This window comes from Halosimplex pelagicum, from assembly GCF_013415905.1.
GTDB lineage: Archaea > Halobacteriota > Halobacteria > Halobacteriales > Haloarculaceae > Halosimplex > Halosimplex pelagicum.
Genome location: NZ_CP058909.1, coordinates 1,588,556 through 1,600,094, shown reverse-complemented (window position 1 = coordinate 1,600,094; position 11,539 = coordinate 1,588,556). Strand labels below are relative to the sequence as shown.

Here is an 11,539-nt window from a genome sequence, read left to right as displayed (position 1 = left end):
CGGCTACTCCTCGCTCTCCTCCGCGCTCCCGTCTAGCAGTCGCCACGCGCCGATGCCCAGCCCCGCCAGTGCCGCGGCGGGACCGAACCCCGGGCCGTCCCCCGCGGTCGCGCCCGCCGGTTCGGTCGCGTCGGTGTCGCTGCCGGACCCGTCACCGCCGTCGGTCCCGCCAGTGTTGCCGCTCCCGCCACCGTCGCCGTCCGCCGTCGGTGACTGCCCGCCCGACCCGGTCGGGACGGTGGTCGCGTCGGTCGGCCCGGGAGTCGGGGTCGGCGTCGCCCGATCCACGTCGGGGAACGTGTAGACCCTCGCGGGCGCGTCCCGGTCCGAGGGATCCGCGTAGCTGGTGGCGACGACCGCCCCGCCGGGCGCCGCGAGCTGGGCCGTCCAGAAACTCGTCGTCGACGACCGCCGGAAGTACCGCACCCGTTCGGGGTCGGCCGGGTCCGACAGGTCGTGGACGGCGACGCCACCGCGGTACCACGACGAGTAGCAGTGGCCGGCGGCCAGTTCGAAGTTGTGCGCGGTCGTCCGGACGCCGTTGATGTTGGAGTCGGCCGTCGGCGGCGGGTCGATGGTCGACAGGTGCTCCGGCGATCGAGGGTCGGGGATGTCGTAGATGGCGATCCCGCTCGGACCGCCGGGGTCGTCGGGGCCCGGCGTGGTGCCCTCCTTCCCGAAGTTGGAGTTCCAGCTCTCCTTGCCGACCGCGAGCAGCGAACTGTCCGGGTCGGTCGCGGCGTAGTGGTCGTTGCCCGGCGGTTCGGAGCGCTCGCGGGCGACCGCCAGCCCGTCGAGTTCGGCCAGCGTCTCGGGGTCGCGCTCGCGCACGTCCGTGACATACTCTGGGTCGGCGGGGTCGGACACGTCGAGGACCCACGTCCCGGCGTCCCAGTAGGCGAGGTAGGCGAAGCCGTCGCGGACGAACACGTCGTGGAGCGTCCGCAACTGCACGGGGACCGATCCCCAGACCGGATCGCGGTCCAGCACCGACCAGCGGGCGACCTCGCGGGGCTCCGCGCGGCCCACGTCCACGACGAGCAGCGGGTTGGCCTCGCGGTCGCTCCGGGTGAGGTAGGCGTGCTCGCCGGCGAGGTCGCAGTTGTGGACCGGGTAGGCCGTCTCGTAGGCCCGCAAGAATGCGGGGTCGGCCGGGTCGCTCACGTCGAACAGCGCGATACCGTAGAAACTATCGGGGTCGTAGCCCGCGGGACCGGCGACGAGCAGGCGGCCGTCGTCGTACTTCACGTCCCGGACGCCGCCCACGGTCTGGGTCGTCCCCGGCGGCGAGATCCGCCGCTCGCTCGCGACGACGGACGGGTTCGAAGGGTCGCGCAGGTCGAGGACGGCGAAGCCGTCGCCCACCGCGACGAACGCCGTCTCGCCGTCGGGGGTCAGCACCGTCTCGCTCGCGCCCTCGACCGCGACGCTGCCGAGCGGTTCGTAACCGGAGGTAGGCGTCGCGACCGCTTCCGTGGGAGTGGGCGTCGGCGTCCCGGACGGCGTCGCGGTCGGGTCGGCGCTCGCGGTGGTCGCGTCCCCGGCGGCGCTCGCTCGCGACGCCGAAGGGCGAGCGTCGCCTTCGCGGGCCGTCAGGGCGGCGACGGTCGAGAGGCCGGCGGTCCCCGCGACCGCCCGGAGGAACTGGCGTCGATGCACGTCCCCGGTCTAGCGGTCGACGGGTATCAGTTTCCCGGTGGGTAGCGGGACCGACGCGCTCACGCGTCGTCGTCGCGGTCGCCGAGCCGCCAGGCGCCGATGCCCAGGGCCGCCAGCCCGGACAACACGCCCAGGCCCGGGCCGTCGCCGCTGGTGGTGTCGGTGGCCCCGCCGGTCGGCCCGTCCGTCGCCGTGTCGGTGGCGTCCGCGGCCCCGCCAGCCGTCGCCGTGGCCGTCTCGCCGGCCATCCCGCTCGTCGCGGTCGTCGAGTCGGTGGCTGTGTCGGTCGGCGTCGGTGAGTCCGTCGGCGTCGCGGTCGCCGTCGGCGAGCCCGCGGGCGTATCGGTCGGCGTCGCGGTCCCGGTCGAGGCCGTCGTCTCGGGGGGTTCGGCCGTCGCCGTCGGCAGGTCGACTTCGGCGCCGGAGGGCGTCACCGTCGCCGCGTTGTCGGAGGGGTCCGGGAACGTGTAGAACGCGCCCGGGCCGCCCTGCTCGGTCGGGTGGACGTAGCTCGTCGCGATGAAAAAGTCGCCGGGCACGCCGACCTGCGCGGTCCAGAAGCTCGCCCGGTCGCCGTCCTCGTAGTGGGCCAGCTGTTCGGGACTGGCCGGGTCGGAGATGTCGTGGACCTTCACGCCGCCGCGGTACCACGACGAGTAGAGGTAGTCGCCGACGATCTCGAAGTTGTGCGAGGTGGTGTAGTAGCCGCCGTTGCGGCGGGCGGTCTCGCCCTCGGGCGGCTGGGGCGGCTCGATCTCCGTCAGCCGCTCGGGGCTGGCGGCGTCGGAGATGTCGTAGAGGATGATCCCGCTCGGGCCGCCCAGGTCCTCCTCGTCGGACTCGTCGTCGTCGACGCCCCCTTCGAGGTTCCAGCTCTCGCCGCCGACCGCGAGCAGGTCGCCGTCGTCGTCGGGCTGGACGTAGTGGGCGTTGCCCTCCGGTTCGAGCGCGTACTCGATCATCTCTTCCCCGCTCACCTCCTGTAGCTCCGACAGGGTGTACTCGGCGCCGTGACCGACGTACGACGGGTTCGCGGGGTCGCTCACGTCGAGGATCCACGCCCCCGCGTCCCAGTACGCCAGGTACGCGCGCCCGTCCTGAACGTACAGGTCGTGGAGGTTCACCAGATTGCCGGACAGGTCCCCGTAGCCCGCGTCGTACTCGGCGGGGGACCACCGCGCGACCGACTCGGGCTCGTCGGGAGCCACGTGGACGACGTCGAGCTCCCGCCCGGTGGTCAGGTAGGCGTACTCCCCGTGGAGGTCGGAGTTGTGGATCGTGTAGGTCGTCTCGTAGGTCTTCATCGGCCGCGGGTCCGTCGGGTCGCTCACGTCGTAGATGGCGATGCCGCGGAACGAGCCGGCCGCCCGCGAAGTCGCCAGCATCAGCCGGCCCTGGTTGTACTTGATGTCGTAAAAGCCCGTGATGGCGCGGCCGCCCGACGCGGTGATCCCGGTGTACGTCCCGATGACTTCCGGATTCTCGGGGTCGGCGCAGTCGACGACGTAGAAGCCGTCGATCCGCGAGGCGAAGGCGTACCGTCCGGACGGTTCCATCACCGCCTCGGTGGTCTGGAACCCGGCCTGGTCGTTGGACACGTCGAAACTGGCCAGCGGCCCGTAGCCGTCGCCGGCGTCGGTGCCGCTCGCCGTCGGGGTCCCGGCGGTGGCGGTCGGCGTCGCGGTCGTCTGAGAGGAGGGCGATGCGTCGTCGTCGCTACCGGCAGCGGTCAGGGCGCTCCCTGCGATCCCTGCGAGACCGGCAGCGCCGACTGCGGAACGGAGGTATTCACGGCGGCGCATACACCACACCCTCCGGACGGCTGTCGTTTAGTTTTGCTGATCGGTACGGCGCTCTCGGGCCGCCGCGACGGCGCCCGGCCGCAAGCGCGCTCCTTTTCCACCCGCCCGGTGTAGGGCCCCCATGTTCGAGTCACGCCCGGACCGCGACGCCGAGGTCGTCCTCGTCGGCCGGTCCAACGTCGGCAAGTCGACGCTCATGCGCGAGCTCACCGGCCACACCTTCGACACCGGCCAGCGCCCGGGCGTCACCCGCTCGCCCAACCACTTCGACTGGGCCGGCCCGGACTTCGTACTCACCGACCTCCCCGGCTTCGGCTTCATGGAAGGCGTCCCCGAGGACGTGCGCGAGCAGACCAAGACCGACATCGTCCGCTACATCGAGGGCAACGCCGAGAAGATCCTGGCCGCCGTCCTCGTCGTCGACGGCAAGGCCGCCGTCGACATCATCGACCGCCACTCGGGCCCCGACGAGGTCCCCTACGACGTGGAGATGTTCCACTTCCTCCGCGACGTGGACGTGCCCGTCGTCGTCGCCGTCAACAAGATGGACAAGGTCGACGACCGCGACGAGCGGCTGGACGAACTCTGCGACCGCCTCGGCCTCTACCCCCCCTGGAAGCAGTGGCAGAACACCATCGCCCCCATCTCCGCGAAACGGGGCTCCATCGAACCCATGACCGACGCCGTCCGCCACCACCTCCACGAGGCCGAGCGCGACGATCTGTTCCAGTTCTTCTAGAAACCATCTTTTTCTCGGAGGGGTGGGCAAACCGCGCCCACCCCTCCGCCAAAAACATGGGTGAAAAAAGGCCGGCTGCGTTGGTCGCTCCGCTCCCGCGCAGCCGGTGTCTGCGGGAGTGAGCACCGCGACCGACCGCAGGCTCGTCAGCGCTCGCTCTGACGGCGAACCGGCGCCTCCGGCGCCGGATGCTATCTGCAGGTGACGGCTGTTGCAGTTGCGGGTGGCAGTGCGGTCGGCGGTTGCAGTGGCGCGTGCTGTCGAGCGTGCCCGCCTCGTGGCGGGCCGCTCGAAATAGTCGCGCGAGGGATGACGGAGTGAGTGAAACGAACGAGCGAATCGGCTGGGGAGGCTCGTGGCCGTCTGCGGTTGCTGTGCGGGGCGGTTGCGGTGCCTGGTGGACTGAAAGGGCGAGGCGCGCTCGCGCCGATAGTCGCCTGAGCGGGCACTATCCGCGTGGGCGGTGCCGAGAGCGCGGATATCCCGCTCAGCGACCGCGAGCGCGGCGAGGGCTTTCATCACCTGCTGTCGACTGCGGTCGAGTCACCAGCTAGCGAGCGCGGCGAGGGCTTTCATCACCTGCTGTCGACTGCGGTCGAGCAAGCTAGCGAGCGCGGCGAGGGCTTTCATCACCTGCTGTCGACTGCGGTCGAGTCACCAGCTAGCGAGCGCGGCGAGGGCTTTCATCACCTGCTGTCGACTGCGGTCGAGCAAGCTAGCGAGCGCGGCGAGGGCTTTCAATGCTTGCCGTCGAGTGCGGTCACTCTCGCACGACTTCGTTTCACGATACGATAACCAGAAACAACCCCTAAACGAGCAACTCGAATCGAACGCGGTCTCGGGACCGACAGCAGGTTCAACCGGCTCGCGGCCCAATCGGCGACGGGGAGACAATGCAAGTGTACTGTACCGACGGGACGGTCGTCGACTGTGCCAGATACGAGGTCAACGAGTACGGACTGGTCCTCTACGGGACGAAAAACCAGCAGGAGCGCGAGCGCTACGACACGAACGACCCGCAGCAGGTGGGGTTCGTCCCGCACGACCGGCTCTGGTACGTGCTGCCGGAGGGGGTGACGCCGCAAGCGGGGCTGTCGGCGCCGGGGCAGGGCCAACAGGGCGCGGGGACGCGGCCGCAACCGCAGCCGCGGCAGTAGCGATCGGTCGACGGAACTGTCGCCGAGGTCAGGGCTGGAAGCCCTGGTGTTCGATCTCGTCGGCGAGCGGGCCGGGGAGGTACTCGCCCTCTCCGGGGGTGATCGTGGGGGTGAGCCAGCCGCCCTCGCAGTAGTGGTGGGCGTCGTTCCGGCAGGCGCCCGGCGAGTCGATGCGGCCGACGACGTTGTGGAGCAGTTCGTGGACGACGACGTGGCGCTGGGTCCGGTCGGCGGCCCCGGCATCGACCAGTGCGAACTGACCGCCGACCGAGCCGTAGCCGACCTCGTCGGAGGCGAACTCGGTCACGACGACCTGGTGGTAGGTGCCGGCGCGCGGCCCGAGTCGGTCGCGGTAGAGGTCGGTCCTGAGTTCGGCGAAGTTCTCGCCGGTGAAGACGGCGGTCTCGTTGACGCGGCCGCCCCCACGGACGTGTACGTCGATGCCGGCGTCCGTTCGCCCCCGGACCGGCATCTCCGCGAACTCGGATTCGACGTAGTCGTAGAACGCGGGCGAGTCGGGCTCGACCCCGCGGGCGTAGTCGACCTGGACGTACAGGTCCATCGACAGCGGATCGCTGTCGGGGAGGACGGCGCCCGACGGCGTCTCTCCGCGGTACTCCCAGCCGTCGAGGAGCCTGTCGCCGTCCGTATCGGCGACCGTGGGGTCGGTGCCGAGTTCGAGTTCGCGCCGGTCGTCGAGGCCGTCGTCGTCGGTGTCGGGGTCGAACGGGTCGGTGCCGAGTTCGAGCTCGCGCTCGTCGGTGAGGCCGTCGGCGTCGGCGTCGACCGAACGCGGGCTCGTCCCCCGCTGGAGCTCCCTGGCGTCCGAGACGCCGTCGCCGTCGGTGTCGGGGTTCAGCGGGTCGGTGTTGAGCTCGATCTCGCGGCCGTCGACGAGGCCGTCGCCGTCGGTGTCGGGGTCGAACACCTCGGTCCCGAGCTCGCGTTCGCGCTCGTCGGTGAGACCGTCGCCGTCGGAGTCCAGCACGCGGGCGGTGTCGTTTCTGACGGCGGGCGGGCCCGTCTCGGGGTCGGCATCGCTATCCTCGGTCGCGTTCGACCCGCTCGTCCCGTCGCTCCCGTTGGCGGTATCGCCGGTCGACGGGACCCCGAGCTGTTCGAGCTTCTCGACGAGCACGTCGCTCGCGTCCCCGTTCCCCAGGGGGGACGGCTCGTTCGGTTCGTCCGCCGGCGTCGCCGCAGGTCCGTCGCGAGCGTCCACGGTCTTGGCCCCCAGCGCCCCGACGCCCGCGACGAGTATCATGCCCAGCAACGCCATCGCCAGGACCCGTCGCACACGACCCCTGTGAACCCCCATCGTGAAAATAGTTGTTCATACGACGTGAACGCGCGGTCCGGTCGTTCACCGGCGAGCGAACGGTGGTCTGGGGTACCGGGAACTAGCAGACGGGCTTCGGGTTGACGCCCAGCTCCTCCAGCGTCTCGAAGTAGTCCTCGTAGTCGGCCTCGATAGCGCCGGCGGCGGCGGCGACCGCGTCGTCGGGGTCGTCGGCTTCGGCGGCGAGCAGTTCGCTCGCGCGCTCGACGTACTCGTCGTAGTCGCCGCCGAACGCGCGGAACGTGCTCGCGGTGCGGGGGCTGGCCTGGCCGACGAAGTAGCCGACGACCTGGTCGGCGTTGTTGCCCGCCGCGAGCGCCCAGCCGACGAACGCGCCGAGTCGCTCGGCGGTCCCGGAGACGCCGTCGAGGTGGGCGACGACCGCCGGGGCGTCGCCGGGTTCGTACTCGCCGCGCTCGTCGGCGGCCGCCTCGGCGTGGTCGCGCTCGGTCGCCGCGGCGTCGGCGAACAGCTCGCTCACGTCACCGGACTCCTCCTCGCCCCAGGCGTCGAAGCGCTCGGCGGCGAAGTGCGCGCGGTCGGCCGCGGCCCCCAGCACCGCGTCGTCGTCCATCTCGCCCTCCGTGTCGGCGTACAGCGCCTTCGACGAGCCGAGCCGCGACAGCGGCGTCGCCGACTCCTCGCGGACCGTCTCGACGAACTCCTGTGGATCCATGTCGGACGCGTCGGCGGGCGGCGGCTTGTAACCATCGTCTCCCGTCGCGACGACCCCGATCCGGCCGGGATCGGACCCGAAGACACTTGTCCCGGACTCGTCGATATCCGACGATGCCCTCCCCTTCGCGTCGCGAGTTCCTCGCAGCCGCGGGCCTGGCCGCCGGGACCGCCCTGTCGGGCTGTGCCGCCGTCGAGGGGCTCTCCGGCGAACAGCAGCTGACCTACACGCTCGACGCCGACCGGATCGGCACGTCGCTCGCGCCGCTGGCGCTGTGGGACCCGCCCGAGGAGCCCCGTCCCTGGACCGCCGACTACGCGGCAAACGTCGACGCCGCGGTCGCGGGCGAGCGCCCGACCACCCACGGCTACCGGCCGGTCCCCGACGGCGAGTACGTCGAGCGCGACGGCACCTACTACCGCCTCGGGGTCGTCACCACGGGCCTCGAACGGATCGAGCGACCGGTCCTGCGGCTGGGGTGGGTCGGTCGACTCGACGAGCTGTCGGACCCGCCCGGTCGGGTCCGCTTTCCGGCCCTGACCCGGCTGGACCAGCACGCGGTCAAGATCGCGTACGTCGCCGCCCGCCACCGCGAGATGGGCGGGACCGCCCCCGGCGACGTGATCGAGGCGGGCGGCTACGTCTACCGCAGGGGGTACGAGGGGCCGTCGAGCGCGCTGGCCCCCGACCCGCTGCACGACCACGTCGAGTACAACGGGACCGTCCTCGAAGTCTCCGTCGAGCGCCGCGAGTTCGCCGAACCGGCCCGGACCGGCGTCGCGATCCCGGTCGCCGACTCCGAGGCGGCGTTCGAGCGCGCGCTCGACGGCGACATGGTCGACGCCCGCCTCGACCCCGAGGCCCTCACGGAGGACCAGCGCCTGATGCTGTACCGCGACGGCTACGAGGAGACGACGCCGCTCTCGGCGGGGTATCGCGAGTTGCTCGCGGACCTGGGGCTGACCGACCTGCTGAACATCGGCTCCGGGACCGGTTCCCGTGCCGAGAACGGACTGCACCTCGCCCTCGGCGAGGAGTACTACCGCTACGGGCTCTACGTCAACACGGCGGACTGAGTGCCGGAGCGGGCCCGGACGGCCGCGCCGCCGCTCAGTTCGCGTCGGCCCAGTCGACGGCGTTGCGCAGCAGCGTCACGAACGAGTCGTGCGCGAGCGCCTCGTCGGTGTGACCGAGCGAGATGTAGGCGACCCGGCCCTCCTCGTCGTTGGTCCAGACGACGGGGTACTCGTCGAGGTCGGGGTGGTCCATCGTCGCGAGCACCTGCAGGTCGTCGTCGACCGCCACCTGGTAGGGCTCGTCGAAGACGGTGAAGTCGTCGACGCCCTCGGTGATGGGATGGGATTCGACGATGTCGACGCCGAACTCCGAGTCCTCGGGGTGGGTGAGGAAGTGCCCGCCGATCAGCTCGCGCAGTTCCGGGAACGGCTCGTCCATGTGATCGAGCACCTCGTCGGGGTCGTCGGCCGCGACGGACGTGAGGTCCGAGGCGCAGTGGACGCCGACGTAGCCGCCGCCCGATTCGACGTGGTCCAGCAGCGCGTCGAGCTGCTCGTCGGACAGCGTCGAGTCGGTGAGGTAGTCGACGAGCACGTCGTACTCGCCGGTCAGGGCGTCGCGGTCGGTCGTGATCGTCACGTCGTACCCCTCCAGCGCGGCCGCGAAGGCGTCGCGCTTCTCGTCGATGGCGTGGAACGGGAAGGTGTTCTCCCCGAGCACCAGGACGCGTGTCATGTCCGGGCCGTCGGCACTCGCCGGGTTAGCTCCACCGATCCCGGAAGCCCCGTTCGGTATCCGTCGCCCGCCGCCCGGTCGACGCGTCCCGCCCGTTTGGGGTTCGTTCGCACCCGTCGTATGCCCTGCCAACACATACCGGGTAAACAATTATTAAGGTAGGGCGCCAACAGTCTGGTATGGCAACACGCCAGTCCACGTCGGACGCCACTCCGACATATCACACGTGCAGCTGTGGGAAACAGTTCGAAACCACAGACGAGCTTCTCGAGCACGCACGAGAGTCGCACGGACTGAGCGTATTCTAGACCCCGCGCCGGCTTCGGGCTGGACCGGCGCCGCGGGTCAGTACACCCGTACCTGAAACCGTTCGTAGCCGCCGTGAGAGAGTTCTAGCGACCCGATCCACCAGTTCCACCGCTCGACGAGCGAGTGGTCCGCCGGCGCGTCGGCGAGGTTCTCCAGCACCGTCTCGACGGTGAGTTCGAACTCCAGATCCTCGGCGACCCGCCCCGAGTCCGCCAGGTCCCGCGCCTGCCGGGCGACCACCCGCCGCGCGTCCGCGTCGCCCTCGAAGCGTTCGAGTTCCGACTCCAGTCGCTCCCGGTTCACACGGGCCCGATCGGCGGCAAGACCCTTGAATGACCGCCATCGCGGCAGTTCTCCCTCCACCACCTTTTTCCCGCCCGGGTTTCCTCGCGCGCCGCTGGCGCGCTGCGGGGAACCCGGGCGGCAAAAACGTGGGCGAAAAAACCGGACGACTCGCTCACTCCGTTCGCTCGCGTCCGGCGAATCGGCGCCTGCGGCGCCGAACACTCACGCCAGCCGCGCGTCTTCGATCTTGAGCGTCCCTCTCGTCCCGTCCCACTCGGTCTCGTACTCCAGTTCGATCGCTCGCTCCATGTGCGGGCCGTCGGTGACCAGGGTTTCGAATTCGCCGCCCTCGCCGAGGATGTGGACGCCGTACTTCTCGTTGAGGGCTTCCAGTTCGTCGAGCGCGGCGGCGTCGAGGGTCCGTCCGAGCCAGGACTCGTCGAGGCCGCCGGCGGCGACGCGGATGATCCGGATCTCGAAGCCCGCCGCCAGCATCGCGTCGGCGAGTTCCCGGGGGTCCCGTTGCCACAGCGGCGCGAACACCTCGGCGTCGAGCCGCTCGGCCATCGCCTCGATCCGGAAGGTCTGATACTCGCTCTCGACGGCCCCGGCGGTGACGCCCGCCAGCCCGCCCGGGAGGTCGTCGGCGAGGTCGTCGAGCGCGGCCTCCAGGGGTTCGAGTTCGGCGTCGCCCTGCGCCCCGGAGTCGGTGGTCTCGCCCGCGGCGAAGTCGTCGGGTTCGACCTCGACCAGCGGGATACCGATGCTCTCGGCGGCCAGCCCCGCCAGGCGCGTCGCCGGCACGTGGTACATGTAGGAGTCGCCCTCGGGGTGGACGGTCACGAGCCGCTCGACCGGGAGCCCGCGTTCGAGCGCCCGATACAGCGCCCACGATGAGTCCTTCCCGCCCGAGAAGAGCGACGCCCAGCCGCCCCCGTCCGCGTCGTCTGTCATACCCTCCGCTGGGACCCGTGCGCACTTACAGACTCCGGAACCGACACCCCGTCGCTGCCCGGGCGAGCGACTGCCCGACCGAACGCGGTACCGCGGGAGTACCCGAGCGCGCTCACCGCACGCCGTCGACGAACCCGGCCGCCGTCTCCCGATGTTCGCCCGACCCGGCTCGACCGGAACCGGCCGGTCGACGCGTGGAGTAGCCGGAATTCCGCCGCGTACGTCGGCGGTGGGTTTTTATATAACCCATGGTTATCACGGATATGGATTTACCGACGCCGGCGGACCTGCGGGAGCGGCGGAACGAGCTGGGGTTGACCCAGAGCGATCTGGCGGACCGGGCGGACGTATCGCAGCCGCTGATCGCGCGCATCGAGGGCGGCGACGTGGACCCGCGGCTGTCGACGCTGCGGCGGATCGTCAACGCGCTGCAGGAGGCGGAGGGGGCCATCCTGCGGGCGGAGGACCTGATGAACTCGCCGATCGTGAGCGTCCAGCCCGACGACTCCGTCCACGAGACGGAGAAGTTGATGGACCAGGGCGGCTTCTCGCAGGTGCCCGTCATCCGCGACGGGACGCCGCTCGGGCTGATCGGCCACTCCGACATCCGCCAGCGGTCCGGGGAGTCCGAGACCGACAACCTCGGCGACTACCCGGTCGACGAGCTCAAACGCGAGTCCATCGCGACGGTCGAACCCGAGGCGACAATCGACGAGATCAACGACTATCTCAACCACAACGACGCCGTCCTCGTCGTCGAGGACGGCGAGACCGTCGGGATCATCACCGAAGCCGACATCGCCGCACACATCAGCTGAGCCCGCACTGCCCCGCGGGCCGCCCTCGCCACAGTCGCCCGTCCTCGCG

At 70.7% G+C, this 11,539-nt stretch carries 12 protein-coding genes; 5 read left to right on the top strand and 7 right to left on the bottom strand.

The window, feature by feature from the left end; genetic code table 11:
* Positions 1 to 3: 3 nt before the first annotated feature.
* Together HZS54_RS07930 and HZS54_RS07925 are read right to left on the bottom strand one after the other, a co-directional pair.
* Positions 4 to 1,659 carry an LVIVD repeat-containing protein gene (locus tag HZS54_RS07930; protein ID WP_179921666.1) on the bottom strand — a complete coding sequence of 552 codons (1,656 nt, stop codon included), beginning with the start codon at positions 1,657 to 1,659 and terminating at the stop codon, positions 4 to 6.
* Between the two features lie 59 nt (positions 1,660 to 1,718).
* Positions 1,719 to 3,461 (bottom strand): LVIVD repeat-containing protein, encoded by a 1,743-nt coding sequence (locus HZS54_RS07925; protein WP_179921664.1) that lies wholly within the window; start codon positions 3,459 to 3,461, stop codon positions 1,719 to 1,721.
* Between the two features lie 121 nt (positions 3,462 to 3,582).
* Here HZS54_RS07925 and engB point away from each other — a divergent pair, with 121 nt between their 5' ends.
* The 3 genes from engB (at position 3,583) to HZS54_RS07910 (ending at position 5,357) form a co-directional block, all read left to right on the top strand.
* Positions 3,583 to 4,200, top strand: a complete 618-nt coding sequence (gene engB, locus HZS54_RS07920) for a GTP-binding protein EngB (protein ID WP_179921662.1) — start codon at positions 3,583 to 3,585, stop codon at positions 4,198 to 4,200.
* 456 nt (positions 4,201 to 4,656) lie between these two features.
* Positions 4,657 to 4,995 carry a hypothetical protein gene (locus HZS54_RS07915; protein ID WP_179921660.1) on the top strand — a complete coding sequence of 113 codons (339 nt, stop codon included), beginning with the start codon at positions 4,657 to 4,659 and terminating at the stop codon, positions 4,993 to 4,995.
* A 98-nt stretch (positions 4,996 to 5,093) separates the two neighbouring features.
* Complete coding sequence (locus tag HZS54_RS07910; protein ID WP_179921658.1) at positions 5,094 to 5,357, top strand: hypothetical protein; 264 nt, start codon at positions 5,094 to 5,096, stop codon at positions 5,355 to 5,357.
* Positions 5,358 to 5,385: 28 nt separating this feature from the next.
* Here HZS54_RS07910 and HZS54_RS07905 read toward each other — a convergent pair whose 3' ends face one another.
* Both HZS54_RS07905 and HZS54_RS07900 read right to left on the bottom strand, forming a co-directional pair.
* A complete protein-coding gene (locus HZS54_RS07905; protein WP_179921656.1) occupies positions 5,386 to 6,654 on the bottom strand; it encodes a hypothetical protein in 1,269 nt (422 codons plus the stop codon).
* A 103-nt stretch (positions 6,655 to 6,757) separates the two neighbouring features.
* Positions 6,758 to 7,372 (bottom strand): rubrerythrin family protein, encoded by a 615-nt coding sequence (locus HZS54_RS07900; RefSeq protein WP_179921654.1) that lies wholly within the window; start codon positions 7,370 to 7,372, stop codon positions 6,758 to 6,760.
* Between the two features lie 113 nt (positions 7,373 to 7,485).
* Here HZS54_RS07900 and HZS54_RS07895 point away from each other — a divergent pair, with 113 nt between their 5' ends.
* Positions 7,486 to 8,448 carry a hypothetical protein gene (locus tag HZS54_RS07895; protein WP_179921651.1) on the top strand — a complete coding sequence of 321 codons (963 nt, stop codon included), beginning with the start codon at positions 7,486 to 7,488 and terminating at the stop codon, positions 8,446 to 8,448.
* 34 nt (positions 8,449 to 8,482) lie between these two features.
* On the opposite strand, the gene HZS54_RS07890 is transcribed toward HZS54_RS07895, so the two are convergent.
* The 3 genes from HZS54_RS07890 to HZS54_RS07880 form a co-directional block, all read right to left on the bottom strand.
* Positions 8,483 to 9,124, bottom strand: coding sequence for a ThuA domain-containing protein (locus tag HZS54_RS07890; RefSeq protein WP_179921649.1), 642 nt, complete (start codon positions 9,122 to 9,124; stop codon positions 8,483 to 8,485).
* Between the two features lie 345 nt (positions 9,125 to 9,469).
* On the bottom strand, positions 9,470 to 9,784 hold the full coding sequence (locus tag HZS54_RS07885) for a WNWW family protein (RefSeq protein ID WP_484496843.1): 315 nt from the start codon (positions 9,782 to 9,784) through the stop codon (positions 9,470 to 9,472).
* Between the two features lie 156 nt (positions 9,785 to 9,940).
* The gene (locus HZS54_RS07880; protein ID WP_179921645.1) at positions 9,941 to 10,672 is read right to left on the bottom strand and encodes a diphthine--ammonia ligase; all 732 of its coding nucleotides are present in this window, start codon (positions 10,670 to 10,672) and stop codon (positions 9,941 to 9,943) included.
* A 263-nt stretch (positions 10,673 to 10,935) separates the two neighbouring features.
* Between HZS54_RS07880 and HZS54_RS07875 the strand changes: the two genes are divergently transcribed.
* Entirely contained in the window at positions 10,936 to 11,490 is a 555-nt protein-coding gene (locus HZS54_RS07875; protein ID WP_179921643.1) for a CBS domain-containing protein, read from the top strand.
* Positions 11,491 to 11,539: the final 49 nt, after the last annotated feature.